At 42.0% G+C, this 23,580-nt stretch carries 23 protein-coding genes and 1 pseudogene; 16 read left to right on the forward strand and 8 right to left on the reverse strand.

Going from position 1 to position 23,580, the window contains the following annotated elements; translation table 11 throughout:
- The 3 genes from ACEW80_RS22070 to ACEW80_RS22080 all read right to left on the reverse strand — a co-directional run.
- Window positions 1–940: protein rep (locus ACEW80_RS22070; protein ID WP_373528652.1), on the reverse strand; the 940-nt coding region annotated here is incomplete at its 3' end.
- A 172-nt stretch (window positions 941–1,112) separates the two neighbouring features.
- A complete protein-coding gene (locus ACEW80_RS22075) occupies window positions 1,113–1,832 on the reverse strand; it encodes a response regulator transcription factor (protein ID WP_373528722.1) in 720 nt (239 codons plus the stop codon).
- 329 nt (window positions 1,833–2,161) lie between these two features.
- Window positions 2,162–2,302, reverse strand: coding sequence for a hypothetical protein (locus ACEW80_RS22080; RefSeq protein ID WP_373528653.1), 141 nt, complete (start codon window positions 2,300–2,302; stop codon window positions 2,162–2,164).
- Window positions 2,303–2,564: 262 nt separating this feature from the next.
- Between ACEW80_RS22080 and ACEW80_RS22085 the strand changes: the two genes are divergently transcribed.
- The 3 genes from ACEW80_RS22085 (at window position 2,565) to ACEW80_RS22095 (ending at window position 4,663) form a co-directional block, all read left to right on the forward strand.
- Window positions 2,565–3,092, forward strand: coding sequence for a CAP domain-containing protein (locus tag ACEW80_RS22085; protein WP_373528654.1), 528 nt, complete (start codon window positions 2,565–2,567; stop codon window positions 3,090–3,092).
- A gap of 303 nt (window positions 3,093–3,395) precedes the next feature.
- Window positions 3,396–3,944, forward strand: coding sequence for a CAP domain-containing protein (locus ACEW80_RS22090; RefSeq protein ID WP_373528655.1), 549 nt, complete (start codon window positions 3,396–3,398; stop codon window positions 3,942–3,944).
- 89 nt (window positions 3,945–4,033) lie between these two features.
- A complete protein-coding gene (locus tag ACEW80_RS22095) occupies window positions 4,034–4,663 on the forward strand; it encodes a ribonuclease H-like domain-containing protein (protein WP_373528656.1) in 630 nt (209 codons plus the stop codon).
- A 463-nt stretch (window positions 4,664–5,126) separates the two neighbouring features.
- On the opposite strand, the pseudogene ACEW80_RS22100 reads toward ACEW80_RS22095, so the two are convergent.
- Window positions 5,127–5,567 (reverse strand): annotated as a pseudogene (locus ACEW80_RS22100) (rhodanese-like domain-containing protein); the annotation flags it as partial.
- Between the two features lie 365 nt (window positions 5,568–5,932).
- Here ACEW80_RS22100 and ACEW80_RS22105 point away from each other — a divergent pair.
- The 5 genes from ACEW80_RS22105 to ACEW80_RS22125 all read left to right on the forward strand — a co-directional run bounded on the left by ACEW80_RS22105 (window position 5,933) and on the right by ACEW80_RS22125 (window position 8,787).
- Window positions 5,933–6,193 (forward strand): hypothetical protein, encoded by a 261-nt coding sequence (locus ACEW80_RS22105; protein WP_373528657.1) that lies wholly within the window; start codon window positions 5,933–5,935, stop codon window positions 6,191–6,193.
- A 39-nt stretch (window positions 6,194–6,232) separates the two neighbouring features.
- Window positions 6,233–6,550: a 2Fe-2S iron-sulfur cluster-binding protein gene (locus ACEW80_RS22110; RefSeq protein ID WP_373528658.1), complete on the forward strand. Its 318-nt coding sequence runs from the start codon at window positions 6,233–6,235 to the stop codon at window positions 6,548–6,550.
- Window positions 6,551–6,683: 133 nt separating this feature from the next.
- The gene (locus ACEW80_RS22115; protein ID WP_373528659.1) at window positions 6,684–6,866 is read left to right on the forward strand and encodes a hypothetical protein; all 183 of its coding nucleotides are present in this window, start codon (window positions 6,684–6,686) and stop codon (window positions 6,864–6,866) included.
- A 205-nt stretch (window positions 6,867–7,071) separates the two neighbouring features.
- A complete protein-coding gene (locus ACEW80_RS22120) occupies window positions 7,072–8,136 on the forward strand; it encodes a DUF3326 domain-containing protein (protein ID WP_373528660.1) in 1,065 nt (354 codons plus the stop codon).
- A 54-nt stretch (window positions 8,137–8,190) separates the two neighbouring features.
- A complete protein-coding gene (locus ACEW80_RS22125) occupies window positions 8,191–8,787 on the forward strand; it encodes a CPBP family intramembrane glutamic endopeptidase (protein ID WP_373528661.1) in 597 nt (198 codons plus the stop codon).
- 435 nt (window positions 8,788–9,222) lie between these two features.
- Here ACEW80_RS22125 and purN read toward each other — a convergent pair whose 3' ends face one another.
- Window positions 9,223–9,867 carry a phosphoribosylglycinamide formyltransferase gene (purN, locus tag ACEW80_RS22130; protein WP_373528662.1) on the reverse strand — a complete coding sequence of 215 codons (645 nt, stop codon included), beginning with the start codon at window positions 9,865–9,867 and terminating at the stop codon, window positions 9,223–9,225.
- A gap of 24 nt (window positions 9,868–9,891) precedes the next feature.
- On the opposite strand from purN, the gene ACEW80_RS22135 reads away from it, so the two are divergent.
- The 3 genes from ACEW80_RS22135 (at window position 9,892) to ACEW80_RS22145 (ending at window position 14,250) form a co-directional block, all read left to right on the forward strand.
- On the forward strand, window positions 9,892–10,773 hold the full coding sequence (locus ACEW80_RS22135; RefSeq protein WP_373528663.1) for a carbohydrate ABC transporter permease: 882 nt from the start codon (window positions 9,892–9,894) through the stop codon (window positions 10,771–10,773).
- Window positions 10,774–11,014: 241 nt separating this feature from the next.
- Window positions 11,015–13,399 carry an SUMF1/EgtB/PvdO family nonheme iron enzyme gene (locus ACEW80_RS22140; protein ID WP_373528664.1) on the forward strand — a complete coding sequence of 795 codons (2,385 nt, stop codon included), beginning with the start codon at window positions 11,015–11,017 and terminating at the stop codon, window positions 13,397–13,399.
- Window positions 13,400–14,040: 641 nt separating this feature from the next.
- Window positions 14,041–14,250, forward strand: a complete 210-nt coding sequence (locus ACEW80_RS22145; RefSeq protein WP_373528665.1) for a hypothetical protein — start codon at window positions 14,041–14,043, stop codon at window positions 14,248–14,250.
- Between the two features lie 145 nt (window positions 14,251–14,395).
- On the opposite strand, the gene ACEW80_RS22150 is transcribed toward ACEW80_RS22145, so the two are convergent.
- Together ACEW80_RS22150 and dnaG are read right to left on the reverse strand one after the other, a co-directional pair.
- On the reverse strand, window positions 14,396–14,671 hold the full coding sequence (locus ACEW80_RS22150; protein WP_373528666.1) for a BrnA antitoxin family protein: 276 nt from the start codon (window positions 14,669–14,671) through the stop codon (window positions 14,396–14,398).
- Between the two features lie 58 nt (window positions 14,672–14,729).
- Window positions 14,730–16,640 carry a DNA primase gene (dnaG, locus tag ACEW80_RS22155; protein ID WP_373528667.1) on the reverse strand — a complete coding sequence of 637 codons (1,911 nt, stop codon included), beginning with the start codon at window positions 16,638–16,640 and terminating at the stop codon, window positions 14,730–14,732.
- A gap of 158 nt (window positions 16,641–16,798) precedes the next feature.
- On the opposite strand from dnaG, the gene ACEW80_RS22160 reads away from it, so the two are divergent.
- The 4 genes from ACEW80_RS22160 to ACEW80_RS22175 all read left to right on the forward strand — a co-directional run bounded on the left by ACEW80_RS22160 (window position 16,799) and on the right by ACEW80_RS22175 (window position 21,783).
- Window positions 16,799–17,125, forward strand: a complete 327-nt coding sequence (locus ACEW80_RS22160) for a DUF433 domain-containing protein (RefSeq protein WP_373528668.1) — start codon at window positions 16,799–16,801, stop codon at window positions 17,123–17,125.
- Window positions 17,126–17,128: 3 nt separating this feature from the next.
- The gene (locus tag ACEW80_RS22165) at window positions 17,129–17,470 is read left to right on the forward strand and encodes a DUF5615 family PIN-like protein (RefSeq protein ID WP_373528669.1); all 342 of its coding nucleotides are present in this window, start codon (window positions 17,129–17,131) and stop codon (window positions 17,468–17,470) included.
- A gap of 258 nt (window positions 17,471–17,728) precedes the next feature.
- A complete protein-coding gene (locus tag ACEW80_RS22170; RefSeq protein ID WP_373528670.1) occupies window positions 17,729–19,078 on the forward strand; it encodes an N-acetylmuramoyl-L-alanine amidase in 1,350 nt (449 codons plus the stop codon).
- A gap of 65 nt (window positions 19,079–19,143) precedes the next feature.
- The gene (locus ACEW80_RS22175; protein WP_373528671.1) at window positions 19,144–21,783 is read left to right on the forward strand and encodes a BsuBI/PstI family type II restriction endonuclease; all 2,640 of its coding nucleotides are present in this window, start codon (window positions 19,144–19,146) and stop codon (window positions 21,781–21,783) included.
- Window positions 21,784–21,929: 146 nt separating this feature from the next.
- Here ACEW80_RS22175 and ACEW80_RS22180 read toward each other — a convergent pair whose 3' ends face one another.
- Window positions 21,930–22,259, reverse strand: coding sequence for a hypothetical protein (locus tag ACEW80_RS22180; protein ID WP_373528672.1), 330 nt, complete (start codon window positions 22,257–22,259; stop codon window positions 21,930–21,932).
- Window positions 22,260–22,406: 147 nt separating this feature from the next.
- Between ACEW80_RS22180 and ACEW80_RS22185 the strand changes: the two genes are divergently transcribed.
- Window positions 22,407–23,267 (forward strand): DUF4394 domain-containing protein, encoded by an 861-nt coding sequence (locus tag ACEW80_RS22185; protein ID WP_373528673.1) that lies wholly within the window; start codon window positions 22,407–22,409, stop codon window positions 23,265–23,267.
- Window positions 23,268–23,580: the final 313 nt, after the last annotated feature.

Here is a 23,580-nt window from a genome sequence, read left to right on the forward strand (position 1 = left end):
AACTTTCTCCATCCACCTCGTCTGTCTCTTCATTTTCATCAATGAGGTCTTGGTTTTTCTCCTCTAATTCGCGCATATACTGCCTGAGTATACCCCCAACAGCGATCGCTCTACTTTTATGCAGTTGACGGGTTAACTCTAGAAACCATTCTCTATCACCCACTAAATCTGACTCTTTCACCTGATACTTGAGAATTTCAGGGATGAGTAGTGAAGGATTATGATATTTTGCGATCGCGCTAGTATGAATAATTGGCTGGTAATCAATCCGTAAACACTGCTGCCACAACGTTACCCATTTGGTATGAGAAAGATAGCCATGACTGAAATATGAAGGCGGCACCATTACCAAAATATGTAAATGTGGGTGTGCTGAGACTCCATCTCTACCTTTAGTCACTTCTATGGATTTCACCCAGCCTTTCGCAGGCCATACTTTCAATTCAGTGAATCGCTTAAAAGCCTTATTCATCGAATCCAAGTTTTCCCTAAGTTCCTCAATCTGGCAATTCTTTACAGTCAAGGTAACAAATAGCCAACGGTGCTTGGGGTAATCAGTGACAACCTGTGGGAGAATTTTGTAAGCTCTTGCTTTCCACATGAGCGAGCGTCGCCACTGACAAACCGGACAATGACGAACCCTACAAAATCGCGCATCTAATAATTTTAACTTGAGAATACCTTCCGATTCGTCTGGCACTAATTGAAACTTCAGCAACTCGGAACACATTCTCATCCGCCAAGCATACTGCTGAAAATAATCTTCGTCTGCTTTAGCGTAATAATGCAAGACTTGATCAGTATTAGCTCTGTGCTTGTCCCAAATTTTACCTATAGGCGAAACTTCGGATAAACTCTGTACATTTAGATTTTGTTGAAACTTATCTTGAGACGATATATTAAAAGCAATAAGGTTACTGTCTGAGGCTTGAGCAGACACGAAATTACCAAATCAGTTTGTATTAACGTCCCAAATTAACGCAAGTTATACTGTCAAGCCTCAGTAAAAGTATTTAGGTAAATCAGATGTGATGATAATTCATAATTATTACCCCATCCCTAAATGAGATTTTTTGTCTCCATTAATAAACAACGATGCAAGTACTCATTAATTACGAATTAGTATTCTCGTCAGGCACTTCAAACTTATAACCATAGCCCCGCACAGTTTTAATAAACTCCGGTATGCTGGTATCAACTTCCATCTTCTTACGTAACTGACCAATATGCACATCAACCACCCGTCCATCTCCTGCATAGTCGCAACCCCAGATTTTTTGGATTAGCTGTGGGCGACTCCAAGCCTGATTAGGATGACTTGCCAAAAAATGTAAGATATTAAATTCCAATGCTGTTAATATCAGAGGCTTATCGTTAAGTGTTACCTCCCGACCTTCTGGGTTAATTGCTAGCTGCTTGAAGACAATACGTTGTGTTGGCGAGGGATTAATGTAGCGTATCCGCCTCAAAAGAGCTTCTACTCTCACTTCAACTTCTGCAAGACTAAATGGTTTAGTCATGAAATCGTCAGCACCTGCACCTAAGATTTTAATTTTATCAGCTTCGTCAGTCCTACTAGTTAGTATCAGCACTAAAACATTATTACGACTCTGCATTTCTTGGCAGAGGCTATAGCCATTAACATCCGGCAAATTCCAATCCAGAATCACTAAAGCTGGGTTGAATTGCTCAAACAACGATAAAGCAGTCTTACCATCTGCTGCCGACTCGATTTGATATTTCCGACTCAAAAAACGATAGACGAGATTTCGCACGCCGAAGTCATCGTCAACGATCAGAATTTTGGGAGTAGTAGCAGTAACCATGACCATAATGTTGCCTATTGTAGATTGGGCGATTCGCTGTTGCACCAATTTTGCTTTACGTGTTTCTGTTGAAAGTGTATTCACGCGCGTCTCTGCTGAGTGCGATCGCTACTGTAGTACTTGTATACAATTAATTTTCCATGAAGTTTATGAAAACTTCAGCCTTCATAACGCCGATAAAATGTATGAGTATTGTATGATTTTCATATCATTTTAGATTTTTACGATATATTTTTAAACTTACACATTTAAAGTCGAATCGCGCTACCAATTTTGTGAGAAATCCGGGTAGCGAGACTGGTAATATAAAATTGGACTTCATCGGTAGTTTTATTTTAATGCTGAATCGAACGCACTACCATTACTGCTGTTATCAGACCTGCCCACTGGTATTGTTGATGAAGTGCTGGTAGTTGTGACACTGAAACAGTATAACAGGTGCGGTTTTCTTTTTCTAACCGTTGACTAATACTCATGTCAATACCTTTAAATCCAAAGGACTATACTAAATCTTAGTCTTAGAGCGTGCAAATTGCGTAAGTACTGATAAAAAAATCATACTAATGGGAGAAGACAATTATCTATAGAGAACACAATTTCTCTGCAAAATTGAGAATTTAAAGGTTTGGTGGTAGTTTTTAAATAAAAAACGGCATAAACAGAGGTATATAGACTTATAACCAATTTGTCATATTGATATTAGTCTGGTAAAACTGTCTGGAACTTCACATTGAACAAATGATTAGAACAACAATTTCCAGTGTTGCTTTAGGCACTATCGTTCTCAGCAGTGCATCGATCGCTACACCTGCAACAAATCCAACTTTTACGCCGATATCTTCACATATATCAAGTCATACCGTTCAGATTGCACAATCTAGTATTAACACTGCTGCTCTAGAACAGTCGGTTTTCAACCAAATTAATAACTACAGAGTTTCCCAAAGACTACTAGCGCTGACTCGTAATTCTGCCATCGATAATCAAGCCAGGAATCATAGTCAGAACATGGCTAACGGTACAGTTGCCTTTGGACATACTGGATTTTCAGAACGTGTTAGAGCAACCGGTATTTCTTTTAGAACAGCTGGTGAAAATGTCGCTTACAACCGGGGATATAGTGACCCTGCCACAATAGCTGTTCAAGGCTGGCTCAACAGTTCAGGGCATCTTAACAATATTAGAGGTAATTATAATTTGACGGGAATCGGTGTCGCTGTCACCAGTACAGGCAGAGTTTACTTCACACAAATTTTTATTCGTTGACAAGTTTAGCAAAATTTAGGTTTTTCCTCGTTAGCTAATCTTTTGTCAAACGTTAAATAATGTAGTTTAAATGACATTTGTCTATTGAATACTACATTATTTTTTTAGTAATTCCGGAAAATTTTAAATTCTCAGCAAAAACAACCTGAATTATCGACAATTGAAAATGATTGTTTGGGTTCTTTGTAAGTGATATAGCCAAATTGCCGAAATTCATCAATCCTTAATAGTATCGTGGTATATATCGTCGGAACTATAAGGTAGAGTAGAAGTCTTATATCTCTACACATTACGCAATTCTCCATGTTCCGACAAACTGCTTTTGGCATCGCTTTAAGTGCGCTTGTCCTTGCTAGTGGATTAACGACTGTCCCGATACCAAATCATACTTCTACGAATACATCCACCCGTAATAAGCTGTTGTCGCTTTTTTCCAGTCAGGTTGCAATATCGACTCCTACTTTTAAAAATACTGAGTTAGAAAAATCAGTTTTTGACCAAATTAATCGATATCGGGCTTCTAAAGGGCTGCCAAAGTTGACCATAAATGCAAATATAACTCGACAGGCAAGAATTCACAGCCAAAACATGGCTAAAGGTAAAACCCCATTTAGCCATCAGGGATTTGAAGGGCGAGTCAAAGCTATCCCTATTCGCTACAACAGTGCAGCGGAAAATGTTGCTTTCAATTGGGGATATAGCAACCCCGTGGATGAAGCTGTTACTGGTTGGATCAAAAGTCCCGGACATCTAAAGAATCTTAAAGGAAATTACAACCTAACTGGAATTGGCGTTGCGACTAATAATCAAGGCGAAGTCTACCTTACACAAATGTTTTTTCGCACTAGGTAAATTTAATTTCTGATTTTTTTGCACAATAATAATGTAGTGTCTGACAAGACTTTTATCTGCTGGACACTGCTATTATTTTTGAACGTCTCATGATATTACAAGATTTTCAGGTGAGCGATCGCGACCTTAGTGACGCAGCCCTTGAACAGTATTTAGAATCTACAGCGATCGCAGTTGATACCGAAACGATGGGATTATTGCCCCTGCGCGATCGGTTGTGCCTTGTCCAGCTGTGTAACCCAGAGGGCAAAGTGACTGCAATCCGCATAGCCAAAGGACAAGTCGAATCGCCAAACTTAAAAAAACTCTTGGAAGCAGCGAATGTCCTAAAAGTGTTTCACTTTGCTCGTTTTGACCTTGCAACTTTGCGATCTAATCTAGGGATTCAGGTTAGCCCTGTTTTCTGCACCAAAATTGCCAGTAAGTTAGCCCGTACTTACACCAATCGCCACGGACTCAAAGATGTGGTGCAAGAGTTAGAACAAGTAGAGATGGATAAAAGCGCTCAAAGTTCTGATTGGGGTAATGCTACTAACTTATCTGAAGCTCAATTGAGTTATGCTGCCAATGATGTGCGCTACTTACTTAGTGTCCAGCAGAAGCTAACAGAAATGCTTAAACGAGAAGAACGTTGGGAACTTGCTTTAGAATGCTTCAATTTTTTACCAACAATAGTTTCTTTAGATTTGTTACAATTCAAGGATTTGTTTGAACATTGATAAAATATTGAAGAAGAATTCAGAATCAAGATATCGGGGACTACCCGTAGGGCACGGTATGCCGTGCCCCTACACCTTGGGATATAACGTTGTACCGCATCTGAATGGGAACCGCTATATCCATTCTGAATTCTGACTCCTGAATTCTGTTTTGATAAACCTCTTGCAAAATTTTATAATCTGGAGGACAAACTCCGAAAAGCTAGAATAGCTTGTCTCTTCAATTCTGGCTTTTATCCTGATCAGAAATCGATATTTTGCAAGAAGTCTATTAATGATTTTTTAGATTATTTCTGGACTAAGACCTATCGTCTGGATTTTTCAATTCGTTAATGCCTTCCTTGAGGTTGCTGGCTCCCTCTTGAATGCTCTCCTTAACATTACTAGCTCCCTCTTGAATGCCTTCTTTCAGGTTACTGGCTCCCTTTTTAATAGCTTCTACCGCGTTACCGCCTCCCTGTGGCTGATTTTCTTGGTGATCCTTTAACCGATCTACAACGTTATAATCACCTGCACCTGGGGGAGTTTTTGATTCAACAATGCCTTCTGTTGGCCCACCGATCGCCTTCCATGCAGCAAGACCACCTTTGAGTTGAGAGACATGCTCAAATCCATTAGAGCGCAGTTGTTGTGCGGCTTGGGCAGTTTCTTCTTCATTAGTACCGTAAACGTAAATATCACGGCTCTTATTCAAAGAAGATGCTGCACGCTCTACCAATTCATCTGCTGGCATCGGCATCGCTCCCATAATGTGACCTTGGTTGTAGGTCATGCGATCGCGCACATCCAATATTGTAAAAGCTGGTTCACCCCATTCCAGCCGGGACTTCAAAACATGAACATCAGATTGTGCTTCTATTGGTGGTTGTGGGGGAATGATACCGCCGACTAAATTATTATCCATATTTATTCCTTAACTGACGTAATCAATAGTAATTTACCAAAGCACACACATTTAATTGCTCTTTCTCTGGTGTGAATATTCTTAAACTCTCTCTTCCGATAGACTGTCTTAATCAAATAATTATTAGTAATTAGTAAAAATATAAAAATATAATAAAGTTTATATAAATTCATTTAATTGCTTAACTTTTCTTTGTTTAGGAAAAAAATACATACTTTCAAAACCGAGAATTAATATCAATTAAATATAAAGATGCACCACAATTAAAGTTCCCTGCAAGCTTTCTTTAAAACCTCGCAAAGAAATGCTATGAGATATTTACAGAAAGCTCTTGAATCATTTGAGAAATCAACCTTTTTATAGATATGACAACATCTAAAAATATTGCTAAATCCAAATTTTTAGGTTCTGTTACGAATGACGATCCTCTATCTAAGCTCGTTTTTTTTGAGTTTTGGACTGATCAGCGTCGGGCGATCGCTCTTTGGTGTAGGATAATATACGGTAACTTTTCGGTTGTCATGATGGCTTTCCAAAAAAGATATGAGGTAATTTGCAGTTTTACCCTTGGCAATAGCCAGCAAAAAACCATGCTGAATTTGGTTAGCCGCCTATTTATAAGATAATATAATTTATTTGACCGTAGTCACACACCTCTTTTGTATATGTCCAAAACTTACACCGTAGAAATTCATCACCAGGGCAAAATTCATACCTTGCAAGTTCCTGAAGATGAAACAATTTTATCAGTTGCCGATGTTGGTGGTTTGGATTTGCCAAGTTCTTGTCATGCAGGCGTTTGCACAACTTGCGCCGGTCAAATAACTGAGGGAACTGTCGATCAAACTGATGGTATGGGCGTTAGTCCAGATTTGCAAAAGCAGGGTTACGTATTGCTTTGTGTTGCCAAACCCCTTTCTGATTTGAAAATTCAAACGGAAAAAGAAGAAGTAGTCTATCAGTTGCAATTTGGTAAAGACTAATAAAATCAACAGTTATCAGTATCCAGTTTGATTATTGATAACTGCCACGCTCAAAGCTAATAAATAATATGAGTATTTTGTTGTACCTCAGATCAGCTATTATAGAAACTATAAATCAACAGGATTTACAACGATGACGACTCATTTCATTACCGCAGAAATTGATTTACAAGAAACTCCCGCAGAGTTACTAAAGGCAATTGAAACAGAGTTGAACAAACAGGGTGAACCCCTTCGTTGGGCAATTACCTCTGTGAACGTTGACCAAGAAAAAGCTACTGTTGAAGCTGTTGTTACAAAGAGTGCACAGTTATGAGTGCACAGTGATGAGTTGGGAGTTAACGCGCTGTGCGACTTATTATTGGAATACTTCTCCAAACCTCTCCCCCAAAGAGAAAAGAGAGGCTTTGATTCTTGCTCCTCTTTCTACAAGAGAAGGGGTTGGGGTTAGATTTGAGAGAAAGTCTTACACAGCGTGAGTTAGTATTTGATGGTTTCTGCTTCATAACTCAGGACTCAATATGCGTCCATACACTGTTGTCTTAATTATACCAACTGGCATTGGTGCTGCCATTGGGGGTTATGCTGGAGATGCTTTGCCTGTTGCCAAAGTTATCGCACAGGTTTGCGATCGCTTAATTACTCACCCCAATGTCCTTAATGGCGCTTCTTTATACTGGAATCTCCCAAACGCTTTTTATGTTGAAGGTTATGGACTTGACAAATTTGCTGCTGGATGCTGGGGTTTGCGTCCAGTCCGAACTAACAAAGTAGGTTTGCTTTTAGATCAAGGCATTGAGCCAGAGTTGAGACTACGACATATACAAGCAGCAGATGCAGTCAGAGCAACTTTGGGATTGACTTTAACAGATTATGTAATTACTGATGCACCGTTAAATGTGGAATTACAGACTGCATTATCGGGTTCTAGTTGGGGGACAATTGGTAATCCAGATAGCTTGTTACGGGCAGCTGAGATATTAATTAAAAAGGCGGGGGCAGAAGCGATCGCAGTTGTTGCCCGTTTCCCCGATAATCTGGATGAGGAAGCAGTACAGAAATACCGCCACGGTGAAGGCGTTGATCCTTTAGCGGGTGCAGAAGCCGTAATTAGCCATTTGCTAGTGCGAACTTTTCAAATTCCTTGCGCCCATTCTCCCGCCCTTTTGAGCGAATCCCCAGATCCTAATTTATCTCCACGTTCCGCCGCTGAAGAATTGGGTTATACCTTTTTGCCGTGCGTCCTTGTCGGTTTGAGTCGTGCCCCACAATTTATAGTGGAGAAAAAACGGGTAGCATCACAGCAAGAAGATATTTGGGCAGATCAAGTGGATGCTGCGATCGCACCTGCAACTGCTTGTGGTAGCAGTGCCTTACTTAGTTTAAGCCAAAAACGATGCCAAATAATTACAGTCGAAGAAAATAAAACTCTTATAAAAGTTCCTCCCCAACCCTTAGGGATCAAAGCTATAGAGGTAAACTCATATTTAGAAGCAGTGGGTGTATTAGCAGCACACAAAGCAGGCATCAATCCATCTGCTCTCCGTCTTAAATTATTGTCTTTGCAGTCAGTAGCTAGTAATTAAGAGTTAGGAGTTAGAACTTATTTCTCCCCCCACTCCCCACTCCCTTAAAAACCCGTGGTTGAACAACAAAAGCAAAAACCAGAAATTCCCTACCTGACACGCATCCAAGTACTTGGAGCGATGGGAGCGACTGCAATCATTTTATTGATAGTCGCTAAACTATCGCTGTACTTTGGCAACTTTTCCCTATTTTCCTGGAAGTTGAACCAAAGAGAGTTGCTGTTGGGTGTAGGGTTGGGGTTCGTCATCACCGCGTTAAGTGGCTTGGCTTATCGCCTTTGGACTGCCTACCGTAAAAGTGCAGATTATTATCTAGAAGTAGTACTAAAGCCCTTAGCTTTACCAGATTTAATTTGGCTGGGGTTACTACCGGGGTTAAGTGAAGAATTATTATTTAGAGGTGTGATATTGCCAGCTTTAGGTTCTGATCATCTGGCTGTCATTGTATCGAGTCTTTGCTTTGGTGTATTGCATTTTAGCGGTTCCCAACAATGGCCTTATGTAATTTGGGCAACGATTGTCGGAATGATCCTAGCATATAGCGCCTTGATTACTGGCAACTTATTAGTGCCGATTGTCGCCCACATCGTGACAAATTGGATTTCTAGTTATATGTGGAAAATGTGGCAATTGTCTGCAACTAAAAGTTAAAAATCTTTTTGTAGGGTGCGTTACGGCTTTAACTTAAGGCACCATGTTATGTAGCGGTGCTAGGCGATCATGTAATGTTTTTTGTGACAAATCATTTTAAAATATGCGCCTAATACACCTACAGTAATTTTACTTTTATTTGAGCAATGACTTTTTAGCGATCGCACACTATTGCCCACTATTAACCATAGATGAAGCTGTAATAACCACAGGTTCTATTTTGCTTATCACAACTGGTAAAGTATAAATATAAGACTTACGCATTGACAATAAATACCAAGCATGAGTAAAGGTAAAAACCACATCTTTCGTAGGGGTTTAGCATACTAAACCCCTACAGCATGGTCTAATTACGATCAAAAGATAATTAATAAAAGCCTGAAACAACCTAGTTCATGAATTGCCCCTAGAGCGTGTGGTTTTGCCTAAGTCCTATTACTTTGACAAGTTGGCTGCTAAAGCGATCGCCTGTGGTAAAATTCGATGTTCTTGAATTTGAATCCTGGCGTGGAGTGTTTCTGGTGTATCATCCGCCAGCACTGGGACTGCGGCTTGCATCAATATTGGGCCACTGTCCATTTCTAAACAAGCTATATGCACAGTACAGCCGGTGATTTTTACCCCAGATGCCAAAGCTTGCTCTACGGCATGAATTCCCTTGAAACTAGGTAACAAACTAGGATGTATATTGATAATTCTGTCAGCAAAAGCATCAATTAATACTGATGTTACCAGTCGCATCCAACCTGCCATAATTACCCATCCTACATTGTAATCTTGCAATGTCTGCACAACTTTCTCGTCAAACTCTTCGCGGCTTTCATAGTTGCGGTGATTTAACAAAACAGCTTCTACACCTCTATTAGCTGCTTTTACGGCTGCTTGAGCCGAGGGGTTATTGTAAATTAAAACTTGAATTTGGGCATTTAGCTGTCCATCTTGGATAGCTTGGGCAACTATATCAAAATTGCTGCCATTCCCAGAAGCCATAATGCCCAGTTTTAAAGGAGCGACTTGTGGGCAGACATTGCTAATACTAGGAGAAACCAAGCTAGGGGTAGAATCAGGACGGAGGGTCATAACAGCAAAAAGGGAAAATTATAAATGCCAAAAATATATACTAAATCATGGTTGGATAATGATACAGTAGCAGCCTGGATTTTTCTCACACCAGCACTGATTTTACTTGGTATTTTTATCATTTGGCCGATCGCCTATTTGCTTTACCTCAGTTTTACGGCTGGTAGTTTTACTTTAAAAGGTATTTATTGGGTCGGCTTAAAAAATTATTGGCGGTTGCTACTTAACCCAGACTTTTGGCAAGTTCTGGGTAACACCTTTTATTTTACTGCTGCTACGATCATTCCCAGTTTAGTCATACCTTTGGGATTAGCAGTGCTATTAAACCGCTCCATTCCCTTGCGGGGCGTCCTGCGAAGTGCTTATTTTCTACCTTCAATTATCTCAGTTGTAGCGGCTGGTTTGGGATTTCGCTGGCTGTTTCAAACATCGGGGCCAGTTAACGGACTTTTAGATTTTTTTGGGATTCCAGCTATACCCTGGCTAGGAGAAACATTTTGGGCTATGCCAGTGCTGATTTTAATGAGTATTTGGAAACAACTGGGTTTCAATATGGTGGTGTTTTTAGCGGGGTTGCAAGCAATTCCTTCCAGTCGTTACGAAGCCGCAGATTTAGATGGGGCAAATGCTTGGCAACAATTTTGGTATATTACTCTGCCCGGATTACGTCCTACTATTATATTTGCAACAATTACTACGGCGATTTTTACGTTGCGGAGTTTTGAGCAAGTTTATGTGATGACTGGTGGTGGTCCGCTGAATTCGACTAATTTATTGGTTTACTATATTTATCAAGAGGCATTTGGTCAATTTGATTTTGGTTATGCAGCGGCGGCGGCGACAATGCTGTTAGCAGGGACGTTGGTATTGGTGTATTTGCAGTTGCAAACTTGGGGGGAGGAGTAGGGGGGTTTGTTGATGATATTTTTCACGCAGAGGCGCAGAGGCGCAGAGAGAATAAGGAGTTTTACGTTTGATTAATGTCTGCTTCTATGTTGCGATGTCTACGACGGGCTACGCCTACGCTTGATGAAGTTTTGCTGTAAAGATTTAAACATCGTCCAATGGATATAGGTGATATTCTAAAACAGGGAAGAATACGGAGATTAAAGCCGCAGAGGATTTGATTGCAGCACAGGTGAGTTAAATGGCGAAGGTAGCGTTGCTGGTTGGGGTGAGTGAGTATGAGCCAGGGCTGAATCCGTTGCCCAGTGCGGTTAGAGATGTGGAAGCAGTGTACGAGGTACTGCTGCATCCAGAGATGGGCGGGTTTGCTGTGTCAGATATTATCTTGCTCAAAAATCCTGAACGACAAGTTGTGGAAATGGCGATCGAAACGCTGTTTTCCGGGCGGCACAAGGATGATTTGCTGCTGCTGTACTTTTCGGGACACGGTATCAAAGACGATCGCGGTAGGCTGTATCTGGCAACTCGCAATACCAGTAAGACGCAGCAGGGTGAATTGATTCGCTCAACGTCGGTGTCTGCAAATTTTATTCACGATCGCATGAGCGAAAGTCGCTCTCGGCGGCAGGTGGTGATTCTGGATAGCTGCTTTAGTGGCGCGTTTGCTGAGGGGATGTCTGCTAAAGATGACGGCACAATTGACATCCGGGAGCAGTTGGGCGGTGAAGGACGAGCTGTGTTGACTTCTTCTACTTCGACTCAATATTCTTTTGAGGAGCAGGGGCAAGATTTATCAATTTATACTCGTTTTTTGATTGAAGGTATCAAGTCGGGAGAAGCCGATCGCGATCAAGATGAGTTTATCTCTATTGATGAACTTCATGAATACGCCAGTCAGAAGGTGCGAGAACTTCAGCCGGCAATGAAGCCGGAAATCTATGCAATTCGAGAAGGCTTTAAGATTCGACTGACAAAGGTGGCTCCGGGTGATCCTAGACAGCGATACCGTAAAGAGGTAGCGCGATTTATTCATCGAGGCGAAATTTCCTTTGTCGGTCGTCGTACATTAGATGTACTGAGGACTCGCTTGGGATTGGAGACAACTGAGGCGAAGGCGATCGAAGATCAGGTGTTGGAACCCTACCGCAATAAGTTCCGCGAAAAGCTTCAACAGTATCAGCAGGTGTTCACCGAACTACTGGAGCGAGACGAGACAATTACCGATGGCGATCGCCACGATCTGCAAAATCTCCAGCAAATTTTGGGGCTGCGGAATGAAGACACGATGCCGATTGAGGCACTAGTGACTGCACGGTTTAAAACGCATCAGCAAAACCTGCAAACTTATGAACAGGCGTTTACAACGGCACTGCGACAGGAGTTTCCTTTGAGTGCAGCCAGCCGCGATCGCTTACGGCAAACCCAGCAGCAATTAGAGCTTGCAAATGGGGATATTGCGGCAATTGAATCTGAGATTACGGCTGAGGTGGAGGCATATCACCAGAAACTCCATGATTACGAACGGCTGTTTTCTACTACCATGCAGCAGGAATATCCTTTCAGCGAGGCAACCCGGAATGATTTACGTCAACAGCAGCAGCGCTTGGGACTGACGGATGTGGATGTTGCACCAATAAAAGCGCAAATTACAACACAGATTGAAAGTTATCATCAAAAACTCCAGCAGTATGAGCAAGCGTTTGTGAAGGCGACGCAACGCCAGCATTATCCAGATGAGGTGACGCGGAAGCAGTTGCAGCAAACTTGGCAGACGTTGGGGTTGAGTGAAGGGGATGTGGGAGCGATCGAGCGGCGGATTAATAGGGAGATTGAAACATATCAAGCAAACTTGCGGCAATATGAGCAGGAGTTTACAGAAGGTGTTCAGCAAGAATATCCGCTTAGTGCTTTCAAACGCTCTCAACTAACGCAACGTCATCAAGGGTTGAATCTGACTGCTGAGGATGTGACTGCGATTGAAAATCAAATTGTGGTGGCGATCGAGGAACATCGGCAAAAGCTTCAGCAGTATGAAGAGGTGTTTAGAGAGTCGATGCAGTTTGAATATCCTCTTAGTGATGCTACTCGTGAAGAACTTCAACGTTTTCAACGAATTTTAGAACTAAATGATGCGGAAACATCTGCGATCGAAGCAATTATTATTCAATCATCTTCAGAAGGTGAATACCGGAAAGAACAAGAGAGAATCAGACAGCAACAAGAAGAAACAGTACGATTAACGACACCATTTCACTTTGGCGAGACGATTACGACTGAGTTAGCCAACTATGATGGGAGTTACACCTACGCTTCTGCACCAAAAGGAAAATCTCGTCAAGAAACAACAGAAGTAGGAAGTTTTCCACCCAACGCCTTTGGATTATACGATATGCACGGGAATGTGTGGGAGTGGTGTCAAGATACTTGGCATGACAACTATAAAGGAGCGCCTAGTGATGGAAGTGCATGGATAAATAATGATAGTCAATATCAAGTGGTGCGGGGCGGTTCCTGGTACAGCTTTCCTGGACCCTGCCGTTCCGCGTCCCGCTACGGCAGCACGCGCGACTTCCACACCTCCTATATTGGTTTTCGTATTGTTTGCGGCGTTGGGAGGACTCTTTAGCCCTTTATACTTTAGCTCTTTTGCCCTCTGCCCTTCTTTCCTTTACCCTTTTTGAGTGTAGCGGAGCGGAACGATCTAATTTTTTTTAGCGTTGCTGATTAGATGTATGAATCTTAGTGTAGAGACGCGTTAGCGTTCCCGTAGCGTCTCTAAGAGTTGCGGGACGTTAGCGTAACGGGGGCGTACCCCTGCTCTTACAGCTATTTTCAGGTAAATAGACCACGCGGTAAGGGTACAGAAAAAGCTCATTGGTGTCAACTTCAGCTCAAATGCATGGCTCACAGGCGTTTTACCCCCCTTAATCCCCCCTTTCTAAGGGGGGAAAAAGAAATGCAGTTCCCTCCCCTTTGCAAGGGGAGGGTTAGGGTGGGGTGACGCGGATCGTGGAAGCCACAGAACATTGATGCTCTCCACGTTGCTTGTGCCGAAACTTCTCAAAGTGATTATTTTATCACTCGTGATAAAAGATTAAATAATTCGTAATTCGTAATTAAGTTTTGTAATGGGGATTTAACCCCAACACAAAACTTGCTTTTTTATTGAACCGGGGGACTTAAACCCACGGAACTTGTTAATCAATCCCTGTCAAGGCTTAACACTCAAAGCAATCAACCCGACTGATTTTATTTTGGAGATGGAAGATGACAATTAAAGTTATTAACGAACAGCAAAATTTACAAGAAGTAATGCAGGTACTTTTCACACATTTAGAGCCATCCAAGGTGATGAAATTTTGGGCAGCTTGTAAATTAGGCGAAGGTGATTATTTACAACTAAAAGAAAAACTATTTGCTCAAGAGAACGTTGATAGTTTGTATGAAAAAATCCAAGCCTATGAAGACATAGACTGAAACTTGAAGAGGAATTCAGAAGTCAGAATGAGCTAAACGCTCCGCCTCCGGTCAGAATCAAGCCAACTAAAGATAATTATGAACCAAGAGCTTACCCAAGCGATCGCCTCAAAAGTTCAGCTATTCCACAGCATCGCTTTACTGGCTATCGATGAGCTTCCATATATGCTCGCAGTAAGGTATTGATCTGCGTTTGATAACCCCGTCCTTGCGACTTAAACCACTCTAATACATCGCTGTCAATGCGTAACGTCACCTGTGCTTTATTTTTTGCCGCAGGTAAACCCCGTCGAACTGTAGCCTTGGCAAAGAGTTCTGGTGTAATTTCCGGGGAATCTGATAAATCAATGTCTTCATCGCTCATCGCATCTAGCCGTTGCCAATCAGTCTGAGAATTGCTCGAAATAGATTCGTTGCTCATATTTGGTTGCCTTTCTTGCAGAAATAATGCGCTTAAATCGGCGATCGCAAATGACAAGTTACAACAACTCTGTAATGGAAAATAACCGTTGTCGGTCTATTTTCTGAAGCTTGATTTTTGCAGCGTAGAAAGCCTGATAATAAAATTGATATTTCTCTGGTTCAGCTTCGGGATCGGTTTGCTGCCATAGTTCTAAAAAGTGACGATAGCGTTTTTCAAGCATTACCAAGTCCATGCAAGCGATCGCAGCTTGAACCACTTGCGGAGTCCGAGGTATTTCTATCTTCCATTTCTCGTTCAAATGAAACAGATGCGACACTAATTCCAAGTCTTCTGATAATTCTAAATATATGTTTTCCAGAGTTGAAATTAAATCTACCTGTTCCACTGCTGTATCTAAAATCTGTTGCCATAAAAATCGGTGGTGGGAAAGGCTAAATTGCAAATCTCGTTCTTCTAGTTCGTGAATAATCGCTTGACGCTGTTCAGGACAATGCAAGTAAATCCTTAGTAACAAGCCTTCTGCGTGTTCTAAAAGACTGCGATCTATGGGGGGTGGGGAAAGTTTATTATCTCCCCATGCTTTCTTTGCTGACACTGGCTTAGAATATGTAGCCGCAGCCGGAGCAATTTGAGTTAACAGATTTTCGACTCGTAGAGGTATAAGTCTGGTATCTCCCAAGCTGAGTATTTCCGCACAATAAGAAACATAATAATTTCGTGTATCGCTGTTAACTATATTTTTAAGTAATTTGACTAATTGCTGAGTTGCTTGCTGAAAATCAGTAGCCTGTCTCAAGTCGCGGTTTTGAATAGTTTGCTGAATCTGCCAATCTAACCAAAGCGGTGCATTCGCTAGCAGTTCTCCATACTCTTCTGATGTGTGAGTATACAAATATTCATCAGCATCTTTGCCATCGGGTAAATTAAGAATTTTTAACTGGACTTCGCCCTTGTATGCCAGTTCGGCAATTTCACCGATCGCACGTTCTGCGGCATTCGTTCCGGCTTTATCAGCATCAAAGTTAAATACTAATTGTTTTGATTCGGTGTAGCGTAATATTAACCGGACTTGTTCTAAACTTAAGGCTGTACCAAGGGAAGCGACGGCGTTGTTAATACCAACAGCGTGGAGAGCGATCGCATCAAAATATCCCTCTACCACCACCGCTTGATCGAGTTGAGAAATCCCACTTTTAGCTTGATCAAGGGCAAATAATGTTTTACCTTTACTAAAAAGTTCCGTTTCTGGTGAATTTAGATATTTGGGTTGCTCATCGGTGAGAGTTCTACCACCAAAAGCAATGACGCGCCCTTGGACATCGCGGATCGGAATCATCAAGCGATCGCGGAACACGTCATAATAACCGCCCCCTTCCTTGCGTGGTTTAATCAATCCCGCTTTTTCCAGCAGTTGCGCGGGCAAACGTTTATCTTCCACTAGATAGCGATGCAGCGTTTCCCAGCCGGCGGGAGCATAACCTAAACCAAACTGCTGTATTGTTTCTTCTTTGAGTTGGCGGTTAGATTGCAAATACTGAATTGCCTTTTGCCCTTGGGATTGTCTGAGGGCGTGTTGATAAAACTGGGCGGACATTGCCAGAACTTCATATAATTGTTCACGCAAAGATAGCTGACGCTGTAACTCTTGGCGTTGTTCGGGTTCCAGAGTTTGTACAGGTACTTGGTAACGTCGTGCTAAATCCAGCACAACCTCAGCAAAAGAGCGCTTTCCCAAATCCATCACAAACTTGATGGCATTTCCCCCAGCTAGACAGCCGAAGCAATAGTACATTTGCTTGGTCTGGCTAACAGTAAAACTGGGACTTTTCTCATCGTGGAAGGGACACAAACCGACAAAATCCTTTCCGCGTTTGCGTAAAACTACGTGTTCGGAGACAACATCGACAATATCAGCTCGGAGTTTAACTTCCTCAATTGTGTCTGGGTGCAAGCGGGGGATTTGCATATTTAGTCATTATTCATAATTGATTATATTTTGCTTTTCCGGGTTTATTCGGTTAGGTGCAAGATATGAGTCAAGCTATTCGGATGGTAACTCGAATAAACCTAGCAATTGATAAAATTGTATATGTAGCCTGAGAAAACATTAGAGGATTTACGTCCGTGACACTCAAAGAGTTAAAACAACAACTTCTTGCCCTTAGTCCTAGTGAAAAAGTGCAGGCTATACAGTTACTTGCTCAAAGTCTTGGCAGCAATTGGCAAGGAATCGAGAAAACTCCTAGAGTCTGTGGTGGAGAAGCTCGCATCGCTAAAACTCGTATTCCCATCTGGGTACTTGTGGAAGCTCGCCGTCTTGGATATAGTGATGCTGACCTTTTGATGAGCTATCCAACCATTACAGCTACAGATTTAGCTAATGCTTGGATATATGCAGAAGCTAACCCCGATGAAATCGAATTGGCAATTGAGTGTAATGAGGTAGCCTAGTCGATGGCACGGTTTTACGCAGACGAGCAGTTTCCGTTTCCAGTTGTAAAGTTATTACGTACTTTGGGACATGATGTTTTGACAGTCCAAGAAGCTGGAAATGCAGATCAAGGTATACCTGATGACGCAGTGCTGGCATTTGCTACAAGTCAAAAACGCTCGATATTAACTATCAACAGAAATGATTTTATCCGTTTGCATCGTCGTGATTCTAATCACTTCGGTATTATTGTTTGCACGAACAATCGTAATTGGGAAGAATTTGCAGCACGGATAGATGAGGCAGTGCCAGCAGAAGAACCGTTGCAAGGAAAACTAATTCGTGTGGTACGTCCAGTCACTTAAAAAGATTTCGATGGAACGCGCAAACTTGAGATATTAAAGTGCGATCGCACTAACGGCATTGAGCAGCAGTAGATTGCCTTTTCAACCATACCAGAATCTTTGGGTTAGTACTGATTGTGCCGTACTAATACTTAGTCCCTAGTCCCCAAGTTTGGAGAAATAACAAAGGACTTCTGATCGCTATTATATTCTTGTTGTTAGACCAAGAATGATGTATACAATTGCTGACGCTGAGTTTTACCAGAGGAAATACTAAATATGGGGCGTATTTTTATATCAGCCGCTCACGGTGGCAAAGAAGCCGGAGGAATCGATCCTGGGGCGATCGCGGGTGGTACAACTGAAGCTAAAGAGATGATTCTGTTGCGGGATTTGATTGTCACGGAACTCAGAGCGCGGAATGTGGAAATTTTAGCAGTCCCCGATGACTTGAGCGCCGCTCAAACTATCACCTGGATCAATTCTCGTGGCCGTCGGGGTGATGTCGCCCTAGAAATTCAATCTGACACAGCTAACAGCCCTTCTGTGCGTGGGGCTAGTGTCTTTTATATTGTTAACAATAGCGATCGCCGGAGCAATGCTGAACAGGTGCTACTGGGGTTGTTGCGCCGTGTACCTCAATTACCAAATCGGGGAGTCAAACCAGATACAGATAGTGGATTGGGTAAGTTAGCATTCTGTCGCCAGACAACGCTTCCAGCTTTGTTAATGCAAGTAGGGTTTCTCAGCAATCCAGAGGATCGGGCTTTGCTGCAAACTCGCCGCCGCGATTTTGCTTTAGGAATTGTCGATGGATTGGTATCTTGGAGTCGTGTAATTGACCCCACTGGAACTCCGGCAGAAGCAAATTATCCACCAATTAATATTAACATCAATGGGCAAAATTACTCAGAGCAAGGAGTGTTGGTTAATGGGAATGCTTACATCCCCATTGATTTAGTAGACCGTCTGCGGATTGACTTGACAAAAGCAGCTAATGTCAATCGGATTACCTATCGCAAAATAGTTTATATCAAAGCAATCGAACTGCGGGATTTTAATGTTGCCGTCACTTGGGATGCTTCAACTCGTACTGTCACCTTGCGCTCGAATTTGATTGTTTGCTCTGGTCAAATTGACCGGATCATATCGAATGGTAATACCTCAGAAGTGCAGTTACAATTATTCCTCAGAAACAATAATGAAAATGCTTTAGTAAAGTTTCCTGACATCCCAAAACTTTATCAAGGAGAAGCACGTACAGAAGGAGTAAACTACGATATTGCCTTTTGCCAAATGTGTGTAGAAACTGGATTTTTACGGTTTGGTGGCGATATTAGACCTGAGCAAAATAACTTTGCCGGCTTAGGTGCGATCGGTGGCGGTTCGGCGGCTGCATCTTTTCCCAGTGCCACAATTGGGGTGAGGGCGCACATCCAACATTTGAAAGCTTACGCTAATTTAGAACCCTTGGTAGGAGAAGAAGTAGATCCAAGGTTTCGCTTTGTCACACGTGGGATTGCGCCATTAATTGATCAGCTATCCGGGAGGTGGTCAGCAGATTTGGATTATGGTGCAAGGATTACAGCAATGATCAAACGACTATATGAGTCAGCAGGACTTCTGTGAGTTTTGAGTAAATTTTTCTAGCAATTTTTAGGGCGTTAAGTAAGTGGAGAAGAATAAATCAAACTATGTTACGCAATATAAAATTAAATAAATCGGCTCTTAATACAAATCTTCCATCAAGAAGTAGAGCGTTAGTAGCAACTCATAACAGTAGTTTGGAGTTTACCAGCCTCGCAAAACTATCAAGTGGAAACTTGCTTGCAGAAGTGGATCTGCATCGGGCTGTAGCAAGTTTAAAGCTAAGGCAAGACAAAAAAGCGTCAATGGGTCAGTTTCTGACTCCCGCCTCAGTAGCCCAATTGATGGCTGAGATGTTTAATAGGCTGGATTTGCCTGAAATATCCTTGCTTGATGCTGGAGCCGGAATCGGTTCATTACTAGCCGCTTTTGTGGCAAAAGTATGCCAGCATCCACAACGCACCACAAGTTTGCGCGTTGTAGCCTATGAAATTGACCCTTTTTTAATTGGATATTTGCATCAGACTTTAGAGCTATGTAAGAAAGAATGTGAATATGTGGGTATTTCCTTCAATTACGAAATTCGTGAGACTGATTTTATCGAAGATGCAGTCAGGCTGCAAAAGCTTAGTTTATTGAATAGTGCGATGCCTACGGCGGTAAACTACGCAACAGAATTTACCCATGCTATCCTCAACCCGCCTTATTTGAAAATCAATGCTCATTCCAAAGTGCGCGAATTGCTGCGTTCCATCGGTTTGGAGACTAGCAATCTTTATACTGGTTTTATGGCTGCTACAGCGCAACTTCTAAAACCAAGTGGAGAGTTTGTCGCAATTACCCCGCGCAGTTTTTGTAATGGGCCTTATTTCCGTGACTTTCGCAAGATGTTTTTAGAGATGATGGCTTTACAGCAAGTACATCTTTTTGAGTCGCGGCAACAAGCATTTAGTGATGATGATGTTCTGCAGGAAACTATCATCATTCAAGCTACAAAACAAAAGCAAAAGTCTAGCAATGTAATCATCAATACCAGTTCTGGTGCTAGTGATGACTTGATCATGTCACACTCTGTACCATATTTAGACTTAGTTCACCCGGATGATCTAGAGCAATTCATTCATATTCTTCCAGATAAAATTAGCCAGCAAATTGTACAGCGAATGGCGCTTTTTACCTGTACGTTGAAAGATTTAGGGCTAACAGTTTCAACCGGACGGGTAGTAGATTTCCGAGCAAAAGATTACTTAAGGGCAAATCCAGAAGACAATAGTGTTCCTTTAATTTATCCGGTGAATTTATCGAATGGATATGTAGACTATCCAAAAATAACCAAAAAGCCCCAAGCGATAGTCTATATAGAAGAAACAGCAAATCTTCTGATCCCAAATGAGCATTACGTCCTATGCAAAAGATTCTCGTCGAAAGAAGAGAAAAGGCGTATTGTTGCGGTCGTTTATGATGCCGGCCAATTTAATTATGCCTATGTCGGCTTTGAAAATCACTTAAATTACTTTCATAAAGATGGGCGTGGACTTAGCCTTACCTTGGCTCGTGGGCTTGCTGTTTATCTCAATTCAACCCTAGTTGATGCTTTTTTTCGGTTGTTCAATGGGCATACTCAGGTTAATGCAACAGATTTGCGAAAATTAAAGTACCCTAATTTGTCACAGCTATTGTCGTTAGGGACGGGGATTAAAGAGCAGTTTCCTTCTTTGCAGGAAATTGATCAACTTATCGAAAAGAAGCTGCTGAATATGTCGAATCTGCCAGAAAATAATCCAATTGCAACTAAGTCTCGAATTGATGAAGCCCTGCAAATCTTGACACAATTGGGCTTTCCAAGAGCACAGATGAACGAACGTTCAGCTTTAACTCTTCTGGCATTGCTTGACTTAAAACCGACAGACTCTTGGCAATTAGCAACTTCCCCTTTTATGGGAATTACGCCAATGATGGACTTTATGGCTCAACATTATGGCAAAACCTATAAGCCCAACACACGAGAAACAGTTCGCCGCCAGACAGTGCATCAATTTCTGGTTGCAGCTTTGATAGTTGCTAATCCAGATGATTTAAGCCGCCCTATCAACAGTCCCAAAACTGTATACCAAATTGAAACCAGTGCGCTCGAACTATTAAGAACTTACGCCACTGACAAATGGGAAAAGAGCATTATCACCTACCTTGCTTCGGTAGAAACTCTGAAAAAACGGTATGCTCAAGAGCGCGAAATGTCTCGTATTCCGATAGTAATTAATGGGGAAATTAAAACTTTATCGCCAGGTGGTCAGAATATTCTGATTGAAAAAATTATCAATGATTTCGCCCCTCGTTTTACTCCTAGTGGAAAGCTCGTCTATATTGGCGATACAGATGAAAAATTTGCCCACTTTGATGAAGCAGCATTGACAGATTTGGGCGTTAACATCGATTTCCACGGCAAAATGCCAGATGTGATCATTCACTTCACAAAAAATAATTGGTTGGTGCTGATTGAAGCTGTAACCTCACATGGCCCAATTAATCCTAAACGGAAGAAGGAACTTGAAGTCTTATTCAGAAGTGTCCAAATACCTCTGGTGATGGTAACAACATTTCTTAGTCGTAAGGCAATGGTGGCATATTTGGCAGAGATTGCTTGGGAAACAGATGTTTGGGTTGCTGAAGATGCAACTCACCTAATTCATTTCAATGGTGAATATCTATTGCAGGCTTACCAAATAGAAAAGAAGAAAAATTTCTAAATCTAGTTTATCTACTTTCTTGTTTGCAAGCAAAAGCAATTATGACCATAACCAGCCACGAAGACTTATTTAATTAAGGCTGCTAAATTCACTACACATTCAGAAAATCGTATTTCCGGTGACAAATTACGGTTTTTACTATTGAGTTATCCGTGTGAAACAAATCTTGCTAACAACTCTTCACGAGATAAACTAGACAATTCTAGTAAAACTCTCGCAAAGTCATCTGGTGGTAACTGCAACAAACTATCAACGGCTCTCGACAATTCCTCGTCTACAGAACCAAACCTTAATCTCAACAAGTTTCCTACAACTTGTCGTTGCCCTTGCTGTACTCCTTCTTGTACTGCTTGCGCTCTTGCTTCCTGATAAGCTTCTGTTAAATTCATAATCAACTCCTGGTCATCCTCAGTTAAATCTGAAAGTAGCTCCTCCAAAAACTGCTTTGCGAATTTGTCGTGAGGTTGTCGAATCATGTTATCAGTACGAACTGAACTTGCTCTCAAAGTGAAAGTGCAACTCTGTTGTCTATACTCGCTTCTTGTGCCGTCTGAGTAATCCGATCCAAATAGTAGCGATTCCATATTATTTGAATGATTTTCGGCAGACTATTCCCGCTAAACGTGACCAAAAAGAAATTGCGCGATCGCTTCAATATACCATTCACTTATATTGCCAGCTTCGCCAAGGCGTCGGCAGTTAGTCTAGTAGGACTAACTGAAGACAACAATTTAGTTCTTTTTGATTCCAGCAATCCCACCATTACTAGTACTGTCTCAGTCACTGGCATCGAGGGTACTTTGTTGGGCATTGACCGTCGCCCAGCGAACAATCTGATTTATGGTCTAACGACTAACAACAAGATATACACCATTAACCCGTTCACTGGTGCTGGTTCTTTTGTAAGTACCCTCTCCGTAGCTTTCGACGGCGGGACTATTTCTGGAGTAGACTTCAACCCAGTACCTGATCGTCTACGGGTCGTTGGCGTCAATGACCAAAACTACCGCATCAACGTAGAGACTGGTGCGGTTCTTGTTGATGGGACATTGAACCCAGGAGATCCCAGCATCACTGCTGCGGCATACGCCAATGCTGACAATGATCCGGCAACTGGAACCACATTGTACACCGTTGACTACATCACCGACGCATTGTACACACAAGCCCCTCCAAATGATGGGACTCAGGTACTAATAGGTTCCCTTGGTCTCGACATTGCTTCGGCAGCAGGGTTTGACATTTTCACAGACAACGGGGTGAATACTGCCTTCTTGGCAGCCACTCCAACCTCTGCATCTGGCTCCAATCTATATACCATCAACTTGGCTACAGGTGCTGCTACCTCAGTAGGCAGCATCAGTAGCGGTAAGCGTCTTATCGGACTGACAGCTGTTGTCCCGGAGCCTAGCGTTAGTCTTAGCGCTTTACTCGGTGTTGGTGTTTTTGCTCTATTAGGTCGTCGCCTCAAGTTGGTCAGATAGTCAGACTTCCGATGTTTTTAGAGATTATGCCGAGAGCTTTTAGTGGTTTTGTGCAAGCAAACTGAAAAAATACTCAGCATAGCTAATTGTGTATAGATGGTGTGAGGTTATAGACTTTGCACCAGCTATTCAATTAATACAATTTCACGAAATTTTTGCTAGATATGCATGGATAGGGGCGTACACCTGTCATAGGTGTCAACTTAAGCCTAGAAATGGCTTAACTGTTGGCTCCCTCACCCGCCTGGAACTAAAGCTCAAGGCTAATAGCTAAAGTCTACTGAAGTAGACTAAAGATTTTTGACTATATTTA

It is taken from the genome of Nostoc sp. (genome assembly GCF_041747015.1).
In the GTDB taxonomy this organism is placed as follows: Bacteria; Cyanobacteriota; Cyanobacteriia; order Cyanobacteriales; family Nostocaceae; genus Nostoc.

Excerpts from the sequence above, each read along its gene's own strand:
- ACEW80_RS22170 (WP_373528670.1), top strand. The coding sequence starts at position 17,729 with ATGGGGCGTATTTTTATATCAGCCGCTCACGGTGGCAAAGAAGCCGGA.
- ACEW80_RS22145 (WP_373528665.1), top strand. The coding sequence starts at position 14,041 with ATGACAATTAAAGTTATTAACGAACAGCAAAATTTACAAGAAGTAATG.
- dnaG (WP_373528667.1), bottom strand. The coding sequence starts at position 16,640 with ATGCAAATCCCCCGCTTGCACCCAGACACAATTGAGGAAGTTAAACTC.
- ACEW80_RS22115 (WP_373528659.1), top strand. The coding sequence starts at position 6,684 with ATGACGACTCATTTCATTACCGCAGAAATTGATTTACAAGAAACTCCC.
- ACEW80_RS22105 (WP_373528657.1), top strand. The coding sequence starts at position 5,933 with ATGACAACATCTAAAAATATTGCTAAATCCAAATTTTTAGGTTCTGTT.
- ACEW80_RS22180 (WP_373528672.1), bottom strand. The coding sequence starts at position 22,259 with ATGATTCGACAACCTCACGACAAATTCGCAAAGCAGTTTTTGGAGGAG.
- ACEW80_RS22175 (WP_373528671.1), top strand. The coding sequence starts at position 19,144 with ATGTTACGCAATATAAAATTAAATAAATCGGCTCTTAATACAAATCTT.
- ACEW80_RS22140 (WP_373528664.1), top strand. The coding sequence starts at position 11,015 with ATGGCGAAGGTAGCGTTGCTGGTTGGGGTGAGTGAGTATGAGCCAGGG.
- ACEW80_RS22110 (WP_373528658.1), top strand. The coding sequence starts at position 6,233 with ATGTCCAAAACTTACACCGTAGAAATTCATCACCAGGGCAAAATTCAT.
- ACEW80_RS22095 (WP_373528656.1), top strand. The coding sequence starts at position 4,034 with ATGATATTACAAGATTTTCAGGTGAGCGATCGCGACCTTAGTGACGCA.
- ACEW80_RS22135 (WP_373528663.1), top strand. The coding sequence starts at position 9,892 with ATGCCAAAAATATATACTAAATCATGGTTGGATAATGATACAGTAGCA.
- ACEW80_RS22120 (WP_373528660.1), top strand. The coding sequence starts at position 7,072 with ATGCGTCCATACACTGTTGTCTTAATTATACCAACTGGCATTGGTGCT.
- ACEW80_RS22090 (WP_373528655.1), top strand. The coding sequence starts at position 3,396 with ATGTTCCGACAAACTGCTTTTGGCATCGCTTTAAGTGCGCTTGTCCTT.
- ACEW80_RS22085 (WP_373528654.1), top strand. The coding sequence starts at position 2,565 with ATGATTAGAACAACAATTTCCAGTGTTGCTTTAGGCACTATCGTTCTC.
- ACEW80_RS22165 (WP_373528669.1), top strand. The coding sequence starts at position 17,129 with ATGGCACGGTTTTACGCAGACGAGCAGTTTCCGTTTCCAGTTGTAAAG.
- ACEW80_RS22080 (WP_373528653.1), bottom strand. The coding sequence starts at position 2,302 with ATGAGTATTAGTCAACGGTTAGAAAAAGAAAACCGCACCTGTTATACT.
- purN (WP_373528662.1), bottom strand. The coding sequence starts at position 9,867 with ATGACCCTCCGTCCTGATTCTACCCCTAGCTTGGTTTCTCCTAGTATT.
- ACEW80_RS22075 (WP_373528722.1), bottom strand. The coding sequence starts at position 1,832 with ATGGTCATGGTTACTGCTACTACTCCCAAAATTCTGATCGTTGACGAT.
- ACEW80_RS22150 (WP_373528666.1), bottom strand. The coding sequence starts at position 14,671 with ATGAGCAACGAATCTATTTCGAGCAATTCTCAGACTGATTGGCAACGG.